This window comes from Microbulbifer variabilis (assembly GCF_056232115.1).
On the sequence record NZ_CP174325.1, the window covers coordinates 4,649,396 to 4,671,974 of the forward strand.

Sequence of the window (22,579 nt, forward strand, 5' to 3'; positions counted from 1 at the left end):
AAAAACCTCAAGTCAACTCAGCGATGAAGCCCCTTCAACCGAAAAACCAATACAGCCTCCACCAACTCACAAAAAATGCTTATCATTCAGTACTACCTCTCTCACGCTCAGTCACAGTGGGTGCGCTCATAAACAGGAAAGCAATAACAAACCCTACAAATGCAAAGCAGGCATTTACTTCAAAAGCCCTACTAATACCTGTAGTAATATCGGGTGCAAATCCTACAATAGCGGCATTAACACCGAGTCCCACCGCACCGCCAGTGATTTTCAACATATAGATAATCGCACTGGCCAGGCTCGCGCGACTGGGGTCTACTACAGCGATTACCATTGTGGTTGTAGATGGATTAAATAACCCCAGTCCAGCCCCAAGGATAATCAATCCAAAGATATACTCACGGCCATCACTTAACCTGGAGATATAGAACATCCCCAGACTCATGGCCAGGATCCCAACACAAACCAGAATCTTCCCCCCGGCCTTTTGATAGAGTTTACCGGCTATAAATGAAAAAACCGCAAAGGCAATCATCAAGGGAACAAGTGTTAAACCCGATTGCATAGTGGTAAATCCACGTACATTTGTCAGGTACTGGGGCAGATATAAAATAACTGAAAAGAAAGTAATAGAAGTAAAAAGAGTAACGGCTCCGGCCGCAAAGAACCTCTTATTTTTAATAACATCCTCAGGAATAAGAGCTACCTCTCGTTGGTGAGACTCTATATAAATAAAAACTGCACTAAATACCAGAAATCCCACCAATAGCCCGATTACCAACGGGTGCATAAAACCAACCCCCGATGCATAATTCAGGGCCAGGAGAAAACTCAGCAGAGAAGCAGTCAGAGTGATAACACCCAGATAGTCAATACGTTCATCGGGATCAAAGGGAACATCTCGGGGAACAAATTTCCAGCACATAAGTGCAGCGGCAAACGCTACTGGCAGGTTTATAAAAAAAATCCATCGCCAGCTGAACATATCCGCCAATAACCCGCCCATTACAGGTCCAAGGGTGTTCGCCAAGCCACAAACAGCCATAATCAGACCACCGGTTTCTCCAGCGCGCTCTTCGGGCATCAGGCTATATGCCATTCCCAGAATGGAGGGCCACATCAACGCTGCCCCCACCCCCATGAATGCCCTGGCGGCGAGAAGCATCGGCACATTCAGGGCAAGGCCGCCCATCAAGGAGAACGCCAGGAAAATTCCTGCTCCAGTGATAAATGCCCGTCGCCGCCCAAAGATATCCGCAATTCTCCCTCCGGTAACCACCAGTACACCAAAGACAAGACCATAGCCATTGATAACCCACTGGGAGGTGGTGATATCCATACCCATCTCCCGCTCGATCGCCGGGATCGCGGGAGAGAATGCAGTGATATCAATAGCAATGATAAATAGGGCCACGAATATGGCCAGCAAGCCTAGACGGGGGGAATTGGGGTCCTGCTCCTGGATGTGTGACATGGACGTTACCAACTCCAAGGGTTTCAGCCTGGAATTACAATCCGACCAGATTCCAAGTTAAGTTCCCGGAAAGTCCCAAGTTATACCCCATACCCTTGGATGTGCGCTATAGCCTCAGCAGCGACGGAATTTATAAATTTCCACCCCAACCGAGACAGAGAATAGGTAGCAATAAGTTTAGTTGAGAGCACTCGGCTAAAATATAGATATTGGTGATTCTTCCCATCCACAGCCAGGTTTTCTCTACGCTAGTAAACAACTCTTTATGCTATTTAAACAACGTAAGCAGAGATGCTGAAGTCACCAACCGGCCCATAGCAGAGATATTCTCATGCGCAAATACATTGCTCTTATTTTGTTAATCTTCGCTCCTTATCAATTTGCGGAAGCAGACCCAGTGAACAATCTAAGCAGCTTCCAGTGGCAGAAACGCATATTACTCCTCAACAACCCTGCCAATGAGGCAGAGACTATGCAGTCTCTACTGAAGTTGGGCCCTCAATTTGCAGAAAGGGACTTACTGTGGTTTGTCTTTTCCAAGGGCAATATCGAGACGAATTATCCAGGGAAAATCACCAGCGATTTCAACGCTAATATCAAGGATCAGTATTTCAAGGGCGATGGCGAGCAGGTAGTCTTGATTGGAAAGGACGGCGGCGTGAAATATCGTGCTGTCAAGTATGCCCCCACGGAAATTTTGCGGCGTATCGACAGCATGCCGATGCGCCAGCAGGAGACAAAAGATGGCTCCTCTCCTTAACCCCCAAGGTATCACTGGCGCCCACACGCAAAAACACTGAAGGCGACCCTTTAGCTATAAGCCCACACAAAGCTTATACCCTATCCCTTGCCCTCTTGCCGGCCATTTTGAATAACACCGGGCGCACTTTGGCTACCAACCAACCCAGTGCCTTGCCACCAGCTGTAGTCTCTGTTGCCTGGGCGTATTTATTCAGTGCCAGCTCACTTTGGGCTTGTTGACTTAACAGGTCGACCTCTTTATCCAGCTCTATTCCTGTGGCGTTGGCAATACGATTCATGCGCTGGAAACTGCCGATTAGTGCCGCCACATCCACTAAAGCGGAACTACCGTGTTCCTGCTCCAGTCTCTCCTTGGTGGGGGGGATCAGCTGTACATCCTCGCCCATGACCGCATCCACAAAAGCGAGAAGTTGCGCATAATCCTCTGCTCCATGGGCGTGATGTCTTCCACCGCCATTGCCTCCTGCAGAATCTTCAGAAATAAGCAGGTTGGCAATATCTTCCTGTTTTCCCTGCACTTCACTACTCACTTGGAGCAACATCGCGTGTGAGGCCGCACAGTAAAAGCACTCGTTGTTCATCGACACCCTAGTGGCCACCAACTCTATCTCAGTACGAGAAAGAGCGCGATCGTGATTCTCTCCCACTTGCATGACCTGAAAGGGCATAAAGTAATAGCGGTTTTCCATATAGCGCTGGCAACGCACAGCATCCGGCACCAAGCTCAGGGCCCTGAGTACATTAGTAGGCCTGGGAATATCCTCGTACAGATCCTGCTCGGCACCCGTGCACTGGCCCTGTCCAATCATAGGCACCCAGGCAACACCCTCTTCCAACCCTGCGGGTGTGTATTGGGAGGGCACTGTGTCCTCCCCGGCCAACGCCTTGGGGAGCTCTTCTAAATCCAACCCCAACGCACGATGGAAGGTATCCACATTCATGGCAAAAACAACAACCGCCACAAGCTCCACATACTGGCCCATGGAGATTTCCGAAGGTACCAGCTTTTTCAACCACTCCTCACTCAGGCGGGAGGGATCAGTCACTATTCGATGAACAGTATCTACAACCGCTTTGGGAAGATCCGAGCGGCTGTCGTGCAGCCCCTCCACCTGATAAGGGGAGAGCGCCTTTCTTCGCTCCCGACAAAATTCGCAGTCGTAGGCCGCACGCACTTCCCTGGCAATAGCAATATGATCTTCTACAGACCACCAGTTGCCCGTTTCTCCAATAAACCGCCAAGCCTTTAGATTTGCCTTGCGTAAATCATCGCGAATGGGATAAGGCACGTTCGAATAATTAAATGGCATCGCTTATACAAATCCCTATGACTAATAACCAAAATACTAGGCCGCCAATCGAAGGAGTATTACTCAAGGCATTACGTTCTCCAGTATTCAATTCACGACTACTCTTCAGACTAATTCCCCCCAGCATGAAGTACAGTTCAATTTGTCATTAATACCGGTGATTTAAGGATTCTCTACAACGCCAGGCCCACAAAAAGCTTGAAGGCAACACCCCTGGCAGGCCATCATCCACACGCATTCCAAACAAAGAAGTCGGAAGCTATGGCTAAAAAAGCAATTGTTATAGGTGCAACTGGGCTGATTGGTAGCCACTTGGTTGAGCAGCTGGCACAGGAAAAATCGATAGGCGAAATAGTCGCTCTGACCCGCCGCCCCTTGTCCTTTTCCCATCCAAAAGTTCGCAATGAGCAGGTTGATTTTGAACACCTAGAAGAGTACGCAGACCTGTTTCATGGTGACTTGCTGTTCTCCTGCCTGGGCACCACCAAGAAGCAAGCGGGCGGCCTGGAGCAACAATTCAAAGTGGACGTGGAGTATCAATTTCGTGCTGCACAGCTGGCAGCAGATAATGGGATTGCCCACTACCTGCTGGTATCCTCCAGCGGTGCCAACACGAAAAGCAACAGTGCCTATTTGCGCATGAAAGGGGAACTGGAACAAAAGATCCTGTCACTGCCCTTTGCCCGCATCAGTATTTTCCGCCCTTCTCTGCTCATCGGTAAACGGGCCGACCTCCGCCCTGCAGAGAAAATAGGCGCCATTATCTTACCCTGGGTCTGCCGACTACCCGGATTACATCGTTATCGTCCTATTACGGGCTCCCAGGTAGCCGAGAAAATGGTAGCCGTATGCGAAAAAGCGGGAACAGGCGTAGAAACCTTCACCTTGGATGAGCTGTTCTACACCTGACTTTTATTTCTGCATCCGGGGCATCAAGACTGGCGATCAGCGCCACAGGGGCACAGACTATCAATAGGTAACCGCTTCCCGGTAAGCACTATGTTGTTGTCTGTGCGCCTTCTCACCCCTTTGCTTTTTATCTGTTGGGCCCTATTCCCCAGCTCCTCCATGGCAGACTGTCGCCTAGATCGACAGCAACAGAAGCGCTGCGGCCCCGGCCAGTGTGCGCGAGATAGCGATGGAAATGTCTATTGCGCTATTCACTCCGGAGGTGGAGCCCTCTCTGATATCAATGGCAATATTGTCTGTGGTGTAGGGTTTTGCACCAAAGACTACCTCGGCAAAGTCTGGTGTTCAAAACAAAGGGGTGGCCTGGTTGGGCGCGATAGCAAACAGAAAGTTGAGTGCCAGGGAAGCTGCGCACGGGGCACGGCGAAACTCTGTGTGCCAGGGCGCTGAGGGCTAGCCCATCATGTCACAAGAGATTACCGGTCTTAGCCAGTTGCTGGATCAGATAAAATCCAGTTGCCAGCACACCGAGCGCATTTCCCTACAGCTGGTACTGGAATCCATCGGGCGCAGGTCATTCGCGCCCTTCCTGCTATTAGTTGGGTTAATCCTCTTCTCTCCCCTAAGCGGAGTACCCGGCTTATCTACCGTAATGGCCACTCTCTTATTGCTCGTCGCTATACAACTGCTGCTGGGCCGTAGGCACGTTTGGTTGCCACAGTGGTTACTGAGTCGGTCCATCTCGCGGAAAAAAATGAATGACGCCTTACAATGGCTGAGGCGGCCAGCAGCATTTGCCGACCGCTGGATGCGGCCGCGCCTGGATTTTATGGTGCGGCGCAGTGGCACCTATGCGATAGGCACTATCTGCTCACTGATTGCATTAACCATACCACTACTGGAACTGGTGCCCTTCTCCGCAACCACAGCAGGTTTTGCCCTCACCATTTTCGGTCTGGCGCTCGTTACCCACGATGGCCTGCTCGCACTGATTGCCTGCATAATTACCGTGCTACTCACCTGGCTTCTCGCCCATACCCTACTTTGACAAATATTGAGCCATCTGCACCGTCGTCTTATGCACTGGTATTATAATTGTAGGCTTGCCGCTGTTAACGGATTTATTAAACTCAACTCTAAAAACTTAACCCAGCATAAGCTTATTCAAACACGCATGAATGAGTTTTCAATTTTAAACATCAAGTTTAGCGGTGATTAACGTAAAATAGTTTGCACACCATCAAACCAGACCAGTAACACACTATTACCAACACGACCTAATCCAAACATGTCAGAAAGTACATTTCATCAATTCTAAAAAAATATCCCCGATCAATGACACATACAAAAACAAACCCGATATGAATTAGCCTTTAAAAAACAAGCTTATAAATAGATTGACCTGATACAAACAAAATTGTATTTACTATTGACCCCTACTGTTAGCAATCCTAAACTTGAGCGTCTAACATGCAGTTTCATTGGACAACCCACATGACAGATTTTATCGAAGTATATGATGATGCCCTTCCCTTAGATTTCTGTCAGCAGGTGATCAAACTTTTTGAGAGCAGCCCAAGCAGGCAAGTACAGGGAGTAACCGGAGGAGGCGTTGACCCGTCTAAAAAACTAAGCAAAGATATCTATTTAAATCAACACTCTGAATTTAAAGATATCTTAGCGCAAACCATTGACTATACTTCAGAATATATAACCGAGTACTTTAAAAAGTATTACTTTCTGCTTATAGGTACCTTTGGACTTACTGTCATCCACCCCAAAACGGGGGAGCCGGTTAAACTCACCCAGGATAATTATGAAGAAGTCGGCGCTCCGCAAGCACATATTTTGATGCAGCAGTTGTTCCGCTTAGGGCATATTAACGCCCAGAAATACAATAAGGGGGAAGGTGGCTACCCCTATTGGCATAGTGAAGTTTTTCCACAAATGCCGCACAATGAGGCCTTGCATCGCGTCCTCTTGTTTATGTTTTATCTAAATGATGTTGATGAAGGTGGGCATACTGAATTTCACTACCAAAATAAAACAGTAAAGCCCAAAGCTGGCCGAATGGTGATTGCTCCAGCAGGCTTTACCCATACTCATAGGGGTAACGTACCCAAATCAGGAGATAAGTATATATTAACTTCTTGGGTCCTATTCAATCGGGCAGAGCAAATATATGGTGCGGCAAAGTAATTCAGATAAAGGCCAGTTTTTGCTGGCCACTTTTCTTTTTTTAAGTGAACGTCTTAGGGCTTGCCGGCCATCCCAACCTGTACGACACCTCCTCCAATATCAATAGAATACGCCTCCTCACTCAGTAAAAACAACTCACCAGATGCACAAAGACAGTTCATGTTCCGCTGAAGAAGCGAGACAGATCCTTCCTGAACCTGCCTCCACACAACTAAAGTGTATTGACCGACAATAAATGCGTCAGTAGCTGATCTCGCTCAAGTTGTTTCTGTCAGCAATCATTAACCTACCAGCAAGTCATAGATTAGCTTTTAAGTGAACAAGCCCTTTTGGGCATCAAAAATACCTGAAGAACCGCAAATCGTGTAAGAAATGTGGAGCAAAAAAGGAGTAAATAAGGAACTTTTGCTTAATTCGCCAACTTAGGTAGTTACCAAAAAATTGGCATGCTAAGTTCAAGATTGGAATTTACATTACACTATCAATTATCAAATTAATTTTATTATCTGATGAAATGAAGAAATCGTCGACTATCGACCTGCATTTGAATAATCTATAAACAGTATCATCTTAGCGAACAACCGGATATCGCGCATAGTTAAAATCTAACGAAAAGGAAATAGAGATATGCCAAGTTATGACGATTTCTTAAGCGAATTGGACAACGATATTGAGACGGCCTTCAAAAAGTATAAACTGGATTTCAATACTCAGGAATTTGATATTAAGAATGGAGTGTATCAAACCGGAATCGACTTTGTATTCAGGGACCCAAATATAATCCTGATGAAAAAGGATGACAAATCCGAAAAAAAAGCGACTTATATGACCTGGGCTCGTAAATCAGCCGTATCAGTAACTTTAGATAGTAAGAGCCCGCCCTACTTTATGACATCGCACCTTAGCGGCTGCCGAATGACCCTTAAATTTCACGATGACGCAAGACATAGCGTTACAGTCATGCATGTTGCCGGTGATACTAGTTCAGGGACAACCTGGAATGGTTCTAAACAAAGGGATAAACTGGAAGAAGAGGTAGATATTCCTGCTCCAGTAAAGCTCGAAAGAAGGCTTTCGGTTACGGGCTTTAAAATGAATGGAGTATCAGGACCCAAAAAGATGAAAAAAGTACTCGCGAAAGGAGGTACTACCTTCTACGACAGCCTTGCCCGCTGTTTTGGTGTGCGCGGCGAAGATAACAAATGGAGATTCTACGTCCAAAATTTAAATAATGATGAACAGGTCATAGGCTTTTTTGAGATTGTATAACAATATATTTATGCGGTGGTCCAAATTAACATTCTCCCTATTGTTAACTGGCTACCGCATAATCATAATCGAATCATCAGGCCTAAAATAGATCAACAAGCCACCTGTATTTAAATAATTTTTTTGTTTTCTCCAGGGCAGACGGAAGGTGCTGCCCCAGACAAATAGTTTCCCAAATCTCTATTTGTCCAGTGGAACTTCCAGGCCTAACATACGAGGATATTTTGAAAGTACCATGAGTGCGAGCAAGTCATAAACTGCGTGCCAAATAATCACCCCCAATAAGCTGCCTGTCTGCTGATAAGCAACCCCCAAAACCAATCCAACAACAAATGTCAGCAGGAAATATGTAAATGATGCCCAATGCAGAAAGGCAAAAATTAGTGAAGCACCCAGCAACCCGATTAAAGGGGAACTGAGCTGTGATAGCCATACCTGTAGAAATCCCCGAAAAAAAATCTCCTCACAAATACCTGCAACGATAGACAACAGAATAATCTGCGTAGTAGATATTCCTGAGAATAATTGAGTCAGCTGCGCACAGTGGCCGCGCAGCGTACAACCGAAAGATGTAGGAGAGCGGGTAAGAATTACAACAGCGGTAAAACTAAATAGTGCCCCACAGACTCCCCAAACTACTGACAAAAATGGAGAGTCGCCAGGTATAGGAAGTTCAATCCCGGAGAAGCCAATCGCAACAAGGGCAAATAGCAAACCCCCTGCCTCAATCCACATCATGACAGAAAAAATTTGTCTGCTGCTCAATTTATCCGCTGTCTTCTTAAACACTGAATTTTTGTCTTCCGACACAGGACATGCTCCATCAACCCCCTTGCTCGCCAGCCCGCTCTTCACCAACAACAGTTTTAAGGCTTACCTGGCCACTGGGCGCCACCATTAACTCTGCCACCCCCCCTTCTCGTAGATCCTTCTCAAGCTGCAGCGCCTTTTTCTTGGGAGCAAAGTAAGCCTCTATGCCGTACTTAACACGATAGCTATCGTCATTACCCCAAGGCCTTGTGTTGGATATACGCCCCCTCAGGAATATACCCTCATCGGGCTTATCAAAACTCGCCGAAGAGAATTCATAAAGTCCTGATGGAGACTTCTTCAGGGAGACATAAACCACCTCTCCCTGGCGCACCTGCCTGCCAGCAGACAGTGCCGATTTCTTAATCTCGGAAAAGCCATAGTTCAAGCGGGCGTAATTACCTCGGAACATGGAGCGGGGGTCCACCGGGATAGTCTTAACCCGAATTGGCTCGCCAGACCAAAGCGGTACCTGAGCCTTCACGTATAGGCCAGCAAGAATCAAAAACTGTACAGCAATCGCTGCAACTAAGGCGAAGAAAACCCCCCTCTTCATCGTGCTTCCTCCCTGCCCTGATGGAACTTCCAATACTTGGCCGCCCCCAACAAAAGGCCGGCGAACAGGATGAAAATCAGAGCTGCCCCCAGGTAATCTCCAATAAGGTCGATATAACGTAACAAGGCGGTGAGCAGTATCGCCACAACTCCAAGGAAGAAATAATGTGAAATACCATCGTGAACCCCGCGATATATCAGCCAAATACCACTGCCAATCAAGGCAAAGTTGGCAGCCACCTGCAGGTAAATTGCCAGATCTATATTATCAATGGTAGTTACCAAAGCCAGGACTCCAGCAAACAAAACAAGGAGGGCACTACTGGATAACAACCTTCGCGTAGGCATCGCCAATACCACGGTTACTGCAGCCATGGCTGCAACCACCAGCCACATGGACCACAAATGATCCCAATTCGCTTCAATCAAGGACTCCCAGGGAGATTCAAAGCTGAAAACCAATAAGGTGATCAACGCAAAACGCAAGCACCAAATGGAGATTACCGCCGAATAATCCCGAGCTACGGAGGATTGCTTCAAGGCCAGCCAATGACTGAATACATACAGCATTACAAACAAAGCAATTGCCACCGGTAAGCTCTCAGCCTGCAGAGCCAGCTTAAAGCCCTGCTCTTGTATGCGCCAAATCTCCGCCAGTGAGTATTCAATCCAAAGGCCAATGCTTCCCAGTATCACCAGCAGCAATAAAACACTCGCCCGTCCACGTAGCAGAACAAAAAGGGAAACAAGAATGAATAACGGAAATAGTGCTGGGTAATATCCCATCACTACCTGCAGGTAGAACCAAATTAGCGCAAGGATATTGGCTTGTAGCGCTATCCAGGGGCTCCTTGTAATCAGGGCAAATGGGATACAGCCAAGCGCCCACCACAAGAGCCCATCGGGCATATGCTCACCTAAGTGATAAATCTGGGCGATAAGAATTATCGAGGCACCAAAAAAGAAGTTCCCCAATAGGAAAAGCCCCTCGCCTGCACGGGGATTGCGCTTGAAATATACATGCAATGCAGCACACTGGATCGCGACAGTGAGGGCGATCAAACCTCCCATTCTCAATGCGCGGGGAATCTCATCCCAGTTGGCGCCTACCAAAGTGATTAATGCCAGGGCAATAAACAAGTAGCCAAGGCCCACCAATACGTTATACCCAAGGGAACGCTGGCGCGCCTTGTGGTAGTCCACCTCGTAGCGAGCACAGATCAACTCGGCCTGCGCCTCACTGATCAGTCCATCATCTACCCACTCCCCAGTCTCTTGTGCCAGGTCGTGCTTTAACAATCGAATCAGTCGCATACCACTATCCTGCGGAAAAGTATCCATCCCGGTGCGATCTACTACTCGCACCCTGAGTCAGCGCTGAGTATCCCTAAAGTCGCCCTTACCCTCAATGAACAGCCGCAGATAGTCAAAGGCTATCTGCGGCATTTAAATTGTTAATTTCTATTAAAGTTGACCAACCCATAGCATTTAAACCATCAAAGAACACAGACAAACAACGGAATTTCAAAAGGAGCTATCCATGTCCCGTTACATCGAATCCCAACTCAAGCCGTTCAACGCCAAGGCCTATCAAAACGGTGAGTTTCACGACGTCAGCGATTCCGATGTCAAAGGCAAGTGGGCTGTATTCTTTTTCTATCCTGCCGACTTCACCTTTGTCTGCCCCACTGAGCTAGGCGACCTGGCCGACAACTATGAAGAGTTCAAGAAACTGGGTGTTGAGATTTACTCCGTATCCACCGATACCCACTTTACCCATAAAGCGTGGCACGACTCTTCCGATACCATCGGAAAAATCCAATACCCGATGATCGGCGATCCCACCGGCACCATTACCCGTAACTTCGGCGTGATGATCGAAGAGGAAGGTATCGCTGACCGAGGCACCTTTGTGATCGACCCAGAAGGGCGTGTCCAGATCGTTGAGATCACCGCAGGCGGTATTGGGCGTGACGCCAGCGAGCTGCTGCGCAAAATTAAAGCTGCTCAGTACATCGCAGCACACCCAGGCGAAGTATGTCCAGCTAAATGGAAGGAAGGTGAAGAAACCCTAGCACCATCTCTCGACCTAGTAGGAAAGATCTAAGATTTCCCAAACCCTCACAGGATTGGAACTGGCTTTGCCCACCATTTGGTGGGCATTGTCATTAACTGAATCTAATCTTTGCTGGAAGTTTGAGAATCAAGGAAGAAGCAAATTTCTAACGTTCTCAAACAGCCTGGCATCAGGAGTACCCTTAAATGCAACCAACACTAATCTTCAGCTTGCCTTGCTCTTAATGATGCGATCACAGCTTATAAGCAACTCTATTACTTGTAACGATTCTTCCAGAGGAGCTTGCGGACATTCTGTTAAACCCGCAGCAATACACCGTTGTACAGCGGCAGCCTCATAATATAGCCCTTCTGAACTCGGGAAGTTAAACTCGCCTTCAATAGATGGTAAGGGGAACTCCAGCTTTATAATAGTGTTTTCTGGCTTCCGACGACTCCCACCATATTTGACTACTGTAACACGTGTAGGACTATGGGCAGGAGAGTGCACTCGAATCCGTCCTTTCGAACCATAAATATCCATCTCTTCAGCTCCTTCATATAAAATACTCCAGGTCGCAATTGCCGTTAAGGTTTTTCCAAAGTAGGCATGTAATACTCCAGCACCAACTTGGCCAAAACCATAACAGTCTATAACCCCCGCACACTCACTATTCTTAATATGATCTCCACATATCATTAGAGCTTGATGGACTGGATAAACACCTGCATCAAAAATACCACCAGACTTCCAGGTCGGCGAATCTAAACCTTCATCACGCTTCAAATCAAAGCTTAAATCTGCTCGGACTTGTTCCACCTCCCCAAGGTCGCCACTCTTAATTAAATTTCTACAATATTCCATTACGGGAAAGAAGCGCATCCACATGGCCTCAATGCAAAAAAGTCCTTTTCTTTTTGCAAGGCTCTTAATCATAGAGACTTCACCCGCCGAGAGAGCTATAGGTTTTTCTATTAACAAATGTTTCCCAGCATTCAGAGCTAATTTTGCATGATCCGCATGAAATTCAGTGATAGTGGCTACATAGACAATATCTACCAGGGGATCATTTACTAATTCTGTATAGTTGCCATAGAATTTCTCGACCCCATGAGATGATGCAAATGCCCTTGCACGATCAATATTGCGTGCTGATACTGCGTAAATTTCCGCTGACTCCAGATAATTAAGCACCAAGGCAAAATCATTGGCAATCTTGCCACACCCAATAAAACCCCAACGGAATTTACGATCTACTCCTAAGGGAAGATTATCCAATGGAGTAACAACATATCCAGAATCAGACTCATAGGGATTCATAAAACAATCTCCTTGAAATCATGATCCAAATACCTACAACATTCTCACCTTACTGTGAGTACAATGAACGAATTTAAACAAAACCACATAGATTATAAGTAATCTGTCACAGAAACGTATAAAGAAAATAAATAATATAAATTACCGACTATAAAGCCAATCTCAAACACATCATTGATGACCGGCTATTCTTCTGCCAAGTGAAGCTAAAAACACACTATAAATCATATAAATAATTTCCGGTTGATTTATATACGTCAAGACAATATACAATAGCAACACAGCTTAGGGCCCAAAAATGAAAACAATGGAGAAATATCTATGTACCAACTAATAATTGCTAACAAGAACTATTCTTCTTGGTCCCTAAGGGTTTGGCTTCTTATGCAACAAATAAAAATACCATTTAGTGAGAGGCTAATTACTTTTGAACAAGGTAATAGCCGGGAAAAATTTAGCAGAATCTCTCCCACGGGATTACTACCATGCCTTATAGATGAAGACACCCTGATTTGGGACTCGCTAGCGATTGTGGAATACTTGGCTGAAGCCTTTCCAGAAATTTGGCCAAAAAACAAACTTGTAAGAGCCTGGGCCCGCAGTGCGACCTGTGAGATGCATTCAAGCTTGCAATTTTTTAATAGTAAATCTCTTAGTTGTGCGACACAAGTAGAATTAAAACACTTACCTGAGAAATCTAGAGAGGATATCATTAGAGTTGATAGACTATGGCAAGAGGGCCTAAAAAAGTTTGGCGGCCCCTTCCTGGCAGGCGAAAATTTTACTGCTGTAGATGCCTTTTTCTCTCCTGTGGCAATTAAAATAAATAACTACAACTTGCCTATCGCTGATATATCTCAGCACTACGTCAATAGAATCTTAGAATTACCTTACTTAAGGCAGTGGATTAAGGAGGCTCTGAACGAACCGTGGCGAGTATTTGAGTATGAAGAACTTGAGAAGAAAGTTGGAATCATCATCAAAGACCTACGATCTTAGATTCAGTGTGAGTTAACAAAATTTAAAAAATATAATAGCAACTGCCTTCTGTAGACTAAATAAATAAATATTTACGAAGCATGCCCCACATAACTTTTAATTATTTGTGCGATTTATTTTTTTCTATACACGCCATAAGTATACAACATACCACTCCCAATGTGAGAAATACCGGGACAACGTTAATAGCTATACTTATACCGTAATGGTCGTTCAGCCAACCCACCATAGCATGTGCAAAAATCAGAAATACACCTCCCAATCCCAATGAAAACGAAACAGTAAATGGAGGGTTTCTTGAGCTTTGAGCCAACCACTCCATCAGGTAGGGGAACAAGTATGATAACGTTAAACCGCAAACCGGCAGCCATAAAGGACTAAGCCAATAACCAAGAAAAAATGCCACAGCTGTGCCAACAAATGAAACAATTAGCCAAAATAATGCGCTCCCCCGGAGAAGTACGAAAGTGAAGAAGATTCTTCCAATGCACAGCAAACCAAAAAAAATTGATAATAATATATCTGCATCAGCAGCCCAGGCACCCCCTCTATCCTCTAGAAAAAGCACCAGTCGGCTAGCGAGGATGTGCTCTGCTCCATTATATGCAGAAACTATCAATCCACCGCCGATAGCAATCCACCATTCTTTAGGCTCATGCTCGCGCCTTGTCTCCACTCGATAGGCACCTGGGTTTATCTCTCCACCTCCTATTCGCCGCTCCCCCTTCCTTTTAAGTAGACCGCCCAGGATAAGAAGCAGAATGACTACTGAAATCCCTCCAAATAAATAGAATCCACCCTCCCACCCAAAGTGAAACTTGTACATTAATCCAGGCAATAGGGGGGATAAGACGGAAGCGACTCCATATGTACTATGCAATCCACAATAACCTTGCCGGGTAAGATTTTCAGGCACAAAAAGTGGAATCGCCACATTGATCAGTACCATACTACCGCCGGCACCCAAACCAAAAAGGAAACTTCCCAATATAAGCACCGCAAATGAGTGTATATATTCAGAGATACCTGACAGAAACGAGCCCACCCCCATAAACATCACGAATAGCGCCAGACCGGAGATCACTCTCACTTTTTTCACCCATAATGCCCCAGATAAAGTCATAAGTAAGGCAGAAAAAGTAGACAGAAAGAAAAAAGTAGATCCCTTCGTTGGTGAAATAGAAAAAAAATCCAAAATTCTCGGGTAAATTGGAGCTTTATATACCTCTATAAAGCCCAGTAGAAATAGAGCCCCATAGCAAGACAGCAACCCAAACCAGCAGATACCGCGACTCACGCAGCCCTTCTTTTAATATATTGGTCACATTCAGTAATCATTCGGATCGCCTGGATGGAGTTATCTAGAGGAAGTTGTGGGCTCTCAATCAGTTTACCCTCCAGACAGGCTTGAACAGCTCGGGCCTCGTAATACAGGCCTTCCGAGTTGGGGTAATAAAATTTACCTCTAATTCTTGGTAATGGAAACTCAAATAATCTATTATCGTTACTAGTCCTTCGATCACCTTTGATTCTAGTCACTGAGACTTTTGTCGGGCAATGCGCCGGAGGGTATACTTTTACTCTCCCTTCAGTACCATAGATTTCCAGTTCTTCCGCACCCTCTACCAAGTGGCTCCATGACAGCACCGCCGTTGCCCCAGAATTAAAGTGCGCATAAATTAATCCAGCACTATCCTCTCTGTATCCATAATCGTCAATCATTCCTGAGAATTCTAAATCTGATGTACCCCTACCCAATACCATCAACGCGGCATGAACGGGATAAACGCCAGCATCCATACCAGCCCCGACTTGCCACTTTGGAGATTGGAGCCCTTCATCTTGAAGCAAATCAAAACTCAAATCTGAACGAAGCTGACATACCTTACCAATATCTCCATTGCTTATAACATTTCTACAATACTCGATAGCTGGAAAAAATCTCATCCACATGCCTTCCATGCAAAATAATCCCTTTCTATTGGCGAGCTCTTTTATCTTTATAGCATCTTCGACGCTAAGCGCTAACGGCTTCTCAATAAGAACCGGCTTCCCTGCCATTAGGGCTAACTCAGCGTGCTGTCGATGTAACTCGGGAATAGTTGCAATATATACAATGTCGATGTCTGGATCAGTAACTAACTCTAGATAACTTCCATATACTCGACATGCTCCATGTTTATTCGCAAAATCTTTTGCTCGATTCAAGTCCCTTGCCGCCACAGCATGAATTTCAGCAGACTCCAGATAATTGATCACTATCGCAAAGTCATTGGCAATCCTTCCACAACCAATAAATCCCCAACGAAGTTTTTGGGCCGCAAACTTCTCCCGATTGTAAACGCTGGCAATTTCTACACCCTCAATCAGGCCTTCTTCGTCCTCTATCGTATCAGGATCCAATAATAACTCTGGGTGGTGGAAAAGCTTCTCCTGCAGATTATTCCAAGCATTTTCCAGATGTTTGCTCTTTATCTTGTTAACCCATATGCACCTTCCAAGGGGTGCTGGTAGAGGCGCTCGTAACGTACCTGAGCGATGGATCGAGATCTGTGTTATCGCAGTTTTGTAAACGTCCAGGCTAAGCCCTTTCACACTAGCTGCAAGCCCCAACTTCACGTAAATACCAAACAGCAACTCAACTTCTGCCTTGGATATCAGCCCCATCTGCTCAGCTACCAGTGAAGTAAACAGGCAATCAATGCCTACAGCTTCGCCATGCATCAACCTAAAGGCCTCATCACGCTCCAACCATCGGGATAAAGTATGGCCAAAGTCCATCGGCCTTGATAAATTTTCTTCCTTCAAGTCCCCTGCGATACTGTCAAGCATGGCGTCGATGCAATTTATCAGCAGATTATAGGATATATCACCGGGTAGGCCATCAGGATCTAAAAATTTGTTTTTCAATAGAGATGCACCCTGCTCTGAAAGAATATCGAGTACATCTTTATTAAAAACTACACCCACTTTGATCATCTCACCAATTGCACTTTTCAGCACTCGCTGTGGATTAGTTTTTAAGAAGGTAGGATCAATTATGGTATGCAAGGGACTGTGAAATGCACCAATCCCATTTTTGATATTGTGGTTTACGCTAACCTTAATGCCGATAGATGAATCAATCATTCCCATTAGGGTAGTTGGGATACGTATCCAAGGTGTATTACGTCTCCATATCGCACTAACAAACCCAATCGTGTCAGTTACTGCTCCCCCCCCCATCGCTACGATTGGCTCCCTGTAACGCAGAGGGTTTACCTTCCATATTTCATCGATCATCTTTAAAAGACTATCAATATTTTTTGACTGTTCACCGCCTTTCATTACGATTGGAATAAATTTAACCCCAACGGATTTTTCCCATTCATTGACATCTCTTGCATACAACTCCCATACCTTGTCATCAACACAGCAAATAATTCTGTTCTTTGGTGGCCTTAGGAGTTCAATAAGAAACTGGTTGCCGGGATCAAACAGTCCTTGATGGTACCAGATTCTCTGGTTGGTCGGAGCCTGACATACAGTGTCTGAAACTTGAACGATAGAGTGATGGTTTTTGTCTGCTCGCACTTGCGCCTTAATACTGGGCTCAATCACCGCGGCTAACTCAAGAACACTACATGCATGCTGTAATCGCGGTAAGCTCTGGTATTTCTCATCATCGTCACCCAGAATAGATTCAATAAAAAGCCGCTTCAGGTCACGATAATCCTGTTCAAACAGGTAGCAATACCACATCGCCCCCTTTTCTTTTCTTGTAAGCTCAAGAGCGCGATCAAGCTTGTCAGGCATAGCTTGCCGAATAAATATGGGTCTGCCTCCAAGCCCCTTTCGCATCACTATACAGTTTTCTACGCCTTCACAACGGGTAGCCAGAAAGGAAAAACTAACGCCCAAGTTGGTTTTCAGGGTAAAAGAAAGCTTCTTGAAATCCTCTATATCGCCAAATCGCTTTTGTGATGTTTCATCTCGGTTTACCACTACATCAACAATATTGTGAGGAGCGAGATTCCACTTTGCTGTACAGAGCTCAAGTTCATGGCAGCATTGGTTTAGCAACATTCCTTCGGCATTTTGCCTGAAGACGCTTTCTAAATTGGCCTCGGGATGCGGGTTGTGGTGAATAAATCCAACACTTCTAGACTTCAGCTTCCATTTCGCATTAACTCTCTCAGCTTCATTGACGTAGCTGGCGATATGCTTTTGATAACCAACTACAACATTGACATGCTTCTCATCGGCAATCCTCTCCATTTCACGCAATTTTTCCAGGGAGTCAGCACCAGGCTTTTCCAAGTAAATATTCCTATACCCTTTGGCTATTACAAATTCAAAAATCTCTTTCGTTGACTGGGTTCTTACCGAGATCACAGCCAAGTTTTTATAGGAATGATTTACCTTAGATAATTGATCTAATGAAGAATAGATTTTAAAGTCACCAAATTGGGCCCTGAGTCTTGCCATCTCCTCTTGAAATGCCATTCCTTTATCGGAAGATGCGACATTACCTGATAGCCAGTACTCTTCAACAACGGCATCTACCACTACATTTGGCATTTTCATCAGCTGCAAAAGATGCAGCCACCCGATTGACTCTCCAGGCAGACCAACTCCAATTACTGTGACATGCACCACACTCGGACTCATAGCGGCAACATTCAACCTCTTGTCAGTCCAAAGCCACCCAGATCCACAGAAATCCGGCTTGCTCCTTTAATTCATTGCTAGCGTCTTTCCATTTAGAACCCAAGCCTTTTTTGCCCCTTGGGCTTAAAAAGCAATGACCACTTTAGCGATCTAACACTTCCCTATTCCGGAAGTGTCAAGCGGGCATCAATAAAACTACTTCTGACAGTTTTGGCTTAACAGAAGTATTCCGAAATCCTTAACTCTGGCCCAGACCAATCAGCTCCACATTAATGATTGAAAAAAACTATCACAGATATTTACATTAATAATTTTTATTAAAATATATAGATCGATAGTATAAATCCCGTTCCAAAGACAACGACTGACAAGACAGTGATGAGTAAGGAGTTATCCATGTCACGTTACATCGAATCCCAACTAAAGCCCTTTGACGCCAAGGCTTACCTGAACGGCGACTTCTTGGATATCAGCGACGCCGATGTTAAGGGCAAGTGGGCGGTGTTCTTCTTCTATCCCGCAGACTTCACCTTTGTGTGCCCCACCGAACTGGGCGATCTGGCGGATAACTACGAAGAGTTCAAGAAACTGGGAGTGGAGATCTACTCCGTATCCACCGATACCCATTTCACTCACAAGGCCTGGCACGACGCTTCCGACACTATCGGCAAGATTCAATACCCCATGATTGGCGACCCCACAGGCACCATCACTCGTAACTTTGGAGTGATGATCGAAGAGGAAGGTATCGCTGACCGCGGCACCTTTGTGATCGACCCCGAAGGCCGTATCCAGATTGTCGAGATCACTGCCGGAGGAATTGGCCGCGACGCCAGCGAGCTATTGCGCAAGATCAAAGCAGCACAGTACATCGCCGCTCATCCCGGGGAGGTCTGCCCAGCTAAGTGGAAGGAAGGTGAAGAGACCTTAGCGCCCTCCCTCGATCTGGTAGGAAAAATTTAAACCAAATACCTCTGACCCGGCCCACCAACCGGTGGGCCACAACCAATCTGAACTAGTTAGAGAAAGGACACACCGATGTTGGACGCAAACCTGAAAAAACAACTGGACACTTACCTGCAGAATATCGTCAAGCCGATCGAGATTCGTGTGTCCACTGATAACAGCGAAAAATCAAAAGAACTGGAAACCCTGGTAGATGAAATCTCAGGGCTCTCTAGCAAGATTACCGCACAACAGGGCCAGGCCAGGCGCACACCAAGCATGGCTATCGCCCCTGCTGGAGAGGAACCCCGTGTAAGCTTTGCCGGCATTCCCCTGGGCCACGAATTTACATCATTGGTTTTGGCGCTACTACAAGCTGGTGGCCACCCCTCCAAGTTAGATCCCGAGCTGTTGGAGCAAGTGCGTAACTTGGAAGGTGAATTTCACTTTGAAACTTACATTTCCCTCTCATGCCAGAACTGCCCGGATGTTGTTCAGGCACTGAACCTGATGGCCACCCTTAATCCGAACATCACCCACGAGATGATCGATGGTGGGCTGTTCCAGAAGGAAGTTGAGCAACGCAATATCATGGCCGTACCTGCGGTCTACCTAAACGGCGAACATTTCGGCCAGGGTAGAATGTCCCTTGAAGAAATTGTCGGCAAACTGGATACCGGCTCCGCAGAACGTAAAGCTGGAGAATTGAATGAAAAAGCCCCCTACGACCTTCTAGTAGTTGGCGGCGGGCCGGCGGGCGCAGCGGCAGCCATCTACGCCGCACGTAAAGGCATTCGTACCGGACTGGTAGCCGAACGCTTTGGCGGCCAGGTGATGGACACTGTTGGTATTGAGAACTTTATCTCTGTACCTTACACCGAGGGCCCCAAGCTCGCAGCCAGCCTGGAGCAGCATGTTAAAAAATATGGTGTAGATATTGTTACCGACCAGCGCGCAGCAAATTTACAGCGCAACGAGCTGGTAGACATTGAACTACAAAGTGGCGCCACCCTATCCAGCCGCTCAGTAATACTGGCCACGGGTGCACGCTGGAGAGAGCTGGGCGTTCCTGGAGAAGCAGAATACCGCACCAAGGGCGTAGCCTACTGCCCCCACTGCGATGGCCCATTCTTTAAAGGCAAGCGCGTAGCGGTTATTGGCGGCGGCAACTCCGGTATCGAAGCAGCCATCGATCTTGCCGGAATCGTTGAACACGTCACCGTACTAGAATTTGCCGATAAACTGCGTGCAGATGAAGTATTGGTACGCAAAGCACAGCTGATGGACAACATCGATATTATTGTCAATGCACAAACCACGGAAGTATTGGGCGATGGCAACAGGGTCAACGGCCTTGCTTACACTGACCGAGAGTCAGGCGAGAGCAAAAAGCTCGATCTGGCCGGCGTCTTTGTGCAGATTGGCCTGGTACCGAACACGGAATTCCTTAAGGAAACCGATATAGAGATGAACCCTATGGGTGAGATTGTGATCGACGAGCGCGGAGCAACCTCTATCCCCGGCGTTTACGCCGCTGGTGATGCCACTACCGTACCCTACAAGCAGATTGTAGTTTCAATGGGTGCAGGGGCTACAGCCGCACTGGGCGCTTTTGATTACTTAATTCGATCTTCAGTTGAGTAATGATAATAATTAATAGGGGCCAGCAAAAAGCTGGTCCCTAATCAGTAAAAAAAGCATTATGCATTGGCCACTAATTGACTGAATAACTTACAAGCCCTTCAAGCAATCAGGGCTTGAGGTATCAGCTGTATTATTTTCCCAGGTATTCAGCTGATTGGTACAGAAAGCATTTTCTGTGACATCAATTAAGTCGAACATGCCACTGCCCTGCGCCGTATTATCCTTGATCGTATTTCCTACTGCATTTGTCTCAATAGCAATCCCCAACTCAACACTATCTATAACATAATTATTATTGATTAAATTCCCGGTTACGACATTATCCACATCAATACCATCCTCTCCATTCTCCCTGATAACATTTCCTGACATTGTGTTGAAGCCAGTCTCTATATCAATACCATCATCTAAATTAAAACTGATAAAGTTATTGGTTACCGTGGTATTTTCTGCATTAATCAATAACCCGTTGATACCACTGTTAACTATTTCATTTAGCGTCACCAGTGTATTTTGACCACGAACAGCTATACCATCTATGCCATTGTCATCTATAAAATTACTGCTAATAGTTGTATACTCTCCCCCTTCAGTGATTGCTACTCCTGTACTTGAAGATCCTGGCCCTGAACCGATTATTTCACTTCCAGAGATGAAATTAAAATCGCTTATTACCTCAACACCATCCGATGTTGAGTTACTAATCTTTGTGTTCAAAATAGAGTGCGAACCAACTCCTTCTAAAATGATTCCTGTAGGGCAAGCGTCAACTTCACCGCCAGCTACAAATGAAGAAAGACCTTCTACCAATACCCCAGCGATTCCAGCACCTAGAGAATTATCGCAAGTTATCTTGCCCTTACCGAGCATCCTTAAATACCCAGAAGGCCCAACGATAGTAAGCGCATATGGGCTATCAACTGTTAGAGGGCAATGCAACTCCTCTGTCAGAAATGTTGGTATAAGTATTCTATCACCGCATTCAACCGCAAACGCTTGGTGTGGCACAAGAAACCCACACGCCATAAGAGAAGAAAATATAGGACCCGCTGCCAGATTTAAACTCTTCAGATTCATTGTTAATTCCCTGTATTTATAAGGCATTCAGCGCCAAAGAAAATCCGTCTGTAACCCCATAGGGGGGGTTCTAGCAGCGTAGATTGAAAACAACTGGAAGATTATTGCCTACATATCTTTTTTATTCTGAATTCGAGATTTTTTATTCTGCTTCTACATGTATGACCTGTATGTTTGACATGCCCTGAAACCCGCCCAATAAAAAAGCGTCAAATCGGAATAAATACAAGAAGATCACCCTAAATTTATAACGTCACAAAAAACATCATCACGCAGCAAAATACGAATTGAAGACTTCACTTTATAAGGAGCATCTTATGACAGCCAAAACTTCACCGCTTATAAAATAGGTATGATCTCAATGGTGAAGGAATAACATATAAAATCGAATCTGGACCATGCGGAATGATAGTAAAACATAAAGCACATCGTTTAAACAATTAACTCCGTTCAATTAGACTTCTTAATCTAGACCAACAACCCTTAGAGAATTTCACCATACTGGTCAATCAAAACATCAGATCACAGTTAAAGCGAGAACGGGCCCCTATAAAACCTATCTCTATTTACTTCAGCCAGAAACGCCAGCAAACTCATTTC

General features: G+C 45.7%; 19 protein-coding genes. 10 read left to right on the top strand and 9 right to left on the bottom strand.

Annotated features, from left to right (window positions below; genetic code table 11):
* Positions 1–82 precede the first annotated feature (82 nt).
* On the bottom strand, positions 83–1,474 hold the full coding sequence (locus ACJJI7_RS20885) for an MFS transporter (RefSeq protein WP_475717103.1): 1,392 nt from the start codon (positions 1,472–1,474) through the stop codon (positions 83–85).
* Positions 1,475–1,805: 331 nt separating this feature from the next.
* On the opposite strand from ACJJI7_RS20885, the gene ACJJI7_RS20890 reads away from it, so the two are divergent.
* Entirely contained in the window at positions 1,806–2,234 is a 429-nt protein-coding gene (locus ACJJI7_RS20890; protein WP_282953105.1) for a DUF4174 domain-containing protein, read from the top strand.
* Positions 2,235–2,307: 73 nt separating this feature from the next.
* Here ACJJI7_RS20890 and ACJJI7_RS20895 read toward each other — a convergent pair whose 3' ends face one another.
* Positions 2,308–3,546, bottom strand: coding sequence for an alkylhydroperoxidase-related (seleno)protein (locus tag ACJJI7_RS20895; RefSeq protein ID WP_444901296.1), 1,239 nt, complete (start codon positions 3,544–3,546; stop codon positions 2,308–2,310).
* A gap of 261 nt (positions 3,547–3,807) precedes the next feature.
* Here ACJJI7_RS20895 and ACJJI7_RS20900 point away from each other — a divergent pair, with 261 nt between their 5' ends.
* The 5 genes from ACJJI7_RS20900 to ACJJI7_RS20920 all read left to right on the top strand — a co-directional run bounded on the left by ACJJI7_RS20900 (position 3,808) and on the right by ACJJI7_RS20920 (position 7,923).
* The gene (locus ACJJI7_RS20900; RefSeq protein ID WP_444901295.1) at positions 3,808–4,455 is read left to right on the top strand and encodes an NAD-dependent epimerase/dehydratase family protein; all 648 of its coding nucleotides are present in this window, start codon (positions 3,808–3,810) and stop codon (positions 4,453–4,455) included.
* Positions 4,456–4,545: 90 nt separating this feature from the next.
* Entirely contained in the window at positions 4,546–4,905 is a 360-nt protein-coding gene (locus ACJJI7_RS20905; RefSeq protein WP_282953102.1) for a hypothetical protein, read from the top strand.
* 13 nt (positions 4,906–4,918) lie between these two features.
* Positions 4,919–5,503 carry an exopolysaccharide biosynthesis protein gene (locus ACJJI7_RS20910; RefSeq protein ID WP_020413213.1) on the top strand — a complete coding sequence of 195 codons (585 nt, stop codon included), beginning with the start codon at positions 4,919–4,921 and terminating at the stop codon, positions 5,501–5,503.
* Between the two features lie 446 nt (positions 5,504–5,949).
* Positions 5,950–6,654, top strand: coding sequence for a 2OG-Fe(II) oxygenase (locus tag ACJJI7_RS20915; protein WP_282953101.1), 705 nt, complete (start codon positions 5,950–5,952; stop codon positions 6,652–6,654).
* A gap of 627 nt (positions 6,655–7,281) precedes the next feature.
* Entirely contained in the window at positions 7,282–7,923 is a 642-nt protein-coding gene (locus ACJJI7_RS20920) for a hypothetical protein (RefSeq protein WP_020413215.1), read from the top strand.
* A 180-nt stretch (positions 7,924–8,103) separates the two neighbouring features.
* Here ACJJI7_RS20920 and ACJJI7_RS20925 read toward each other — a convergent pair whose 3' ends face one another.
* Genes ACJJI7_RS20925 through ACJJI7_RS20935 form a run of 3 tightly spaced genes read right to left on the bottom strand, consistent with a single transcriptional unit; the run spans position 8,104 to position 10,602 of the window.
* Complete coding sequence (locus ACJJI7_RS20925; RefSeq protein WP_444901294.1) at positions 8,104–8,733, bottom strand: CPBP family intramembrane glutamic endopeptidase; 630 nt, start codon at positions 8,731–8,733, stop codon at positions 8,104–8,106.
* A 13-nt stretch (positions 8,734–8,746) separates the two neighbouring features.
* Entirely contained in the window at positions 8,747–9,289 is a 543-nt protein-coding gene (locus ACJJI7_RS20930; protein WP_020413217.1) for a GDYXXLXY domain-containing protein, read from the bottom strand.
* Positions 9,286–10,602: a DUF2157 domain-containing protein gene (locus ACJJI7_RS20935; RefSeq protein WP_444901293.1), complete on the bottom strand. Its 1,317-nt coding sequence runs from the start codon at positions 10,600–10,602 to the stop codon at positions 9,286–9,288. Before ACJJI7_RS20935 ends, ACJJI7_RS20930 begins: the two co-directional genes overlap by 4 nt.
* A 226-nt stretch (positions 10,603–10,828) precedes the next feature.
* Here ACJJI7_RS20935 and ahpC (ACJJI7_RS20940) point away from each other — a divergent pair, with 226 nt between their 5' ends.
* Positions 10,829–11,395: an alkyl hydroperoxide reductase subunit C gene (gene ahpC / locus ACJJI7_RS20940; RefSeq protein ID WP_020413219.1), complete on the top strand. Its 567-nt coding sequence runs from the start codon at positions 10,829–10,831 to the stop codon at positions 11,393–11,395.
* Between the two features lie 174 nt (positions 11,396–11,569).
* Here ahpC (ACJJI7_RS20940) and ACJJI7_RS20945 read toward each other — a convergent pair whose 3' ends face one another.
* The gene (locus tag ACJJI7_RS20945) at positions 11,570–12,664 is read right to left on the bottom strand and encodes a Gfo/Idh/MocA family protein (protein ID WP_444901292.1); all 1,095 of its coding nucleotides are present in this window, start codon (positions 12,662–12,664) and stop codon (positions 11,570–11,572) included.
* A gap of 384 nt (positions 12,665–13,048) precedes the next feature.
* On the opposite strand from ACJJI7_RS20945, the gene ACJJI7_RS20950 reads away from it, so the two are divergent.
* Positions 13,049–13,663: a glutathione S-transferase N-terminal domain-containing protein gene (locus tag ACJJI7_RS20950; protein WP_475717104.1), complete on the top strand. Its 615-nt coding sequence runs from the start codon at positions 13,049–13,051 to the stop codon at positions 13,661–13,663.
* A 100-nt stretch (positions 13,664–13,763) separates the two neighbouring features.
* Here ACJJI7_RS20950 and ACJJI7_RS20955 read toward each other — a convergent pair whose 3' ends face one another.
* Both ACJJI7_RS20955 and ACJJI7_RS20960 read right to left on the bottom strand, forming a co-directional pair.
* The gene (locus ACJJI7_RS20955; RefSeq protein ID WP_444901290.1) at positions 13,764–14,960 is read right to left on the bottom strand and encodes an MFS transporter; all 1,197 of its coding nucleotides are present in this window, start codon (positions 14,958–14,960) and stop codon (positions 13,764–13,766) included.
* Complete coding sequence (locus ACJJI7_RS20960) at positions 14,957–18,229, bottom strand: Gfo/Idh/MocA family oxidoreductase (protein ID WP_444902626.1); 3,273 nt, start codon at positions 18,227–18,229, stop codon at positions 14,957–14,959. The genes ACJJI7_RS20955 and ACJJI7_RS20960 overlap by 4 nt, the downstream gene beginning before the upstream one ends.
* Positions 18,230–18,709: 480 nt before the next feature.
* On the opposite strand from ACJJI7_RS20960, the gene ahpC (ACJJI7_RS20965) reads away from it, so the two are divergent.
* Positions 18,710–19,276 carry an alkyl hydroperoxide reductase subunit C gene (ahpC, locus tag ACJJI7_RS20965; protein WP_282953091.1) on the top strand — a complete coding sequence of 189 codons (567 nt, stop codon included), beginning with the start codon at positions 18,710–18,712 and terminating at the stop codon, positions 19,274–19,276.
* Between the two features lie 75 nt (positions 19,277–19,351).
* Positions 19,352–20,902, top strand: a complete 1,551-nt coding sequence (gene ahpF / locus ACJJI7_RS20970) for an alkyl hydroperoxide reductase subunit F (protein WP_444901289.1) — start codon at positions 19,352–19,354, stop codon at positions 20,900–20,902.
* An 87-nt stretch (positions 20,903–20,989) separates the two neighbouring features.
* On the opposite strand, the gene ACJJI7_RS20975 is transcribed toward ahpF, so the two are convergent.
* Complete coding sequence (locus ACJJI7_RS20975; protein ID WP_444901288.1) at positions 20,990–21,979, bottom strand: right-handed parallel beta-helix repeat-containing protein; 990 nt, start codon at positions 21,977–21,979, stop codon at positions 20,990–20,992.
* Positions 21,980–22,579: the final 600 nt, after the last annotated feature.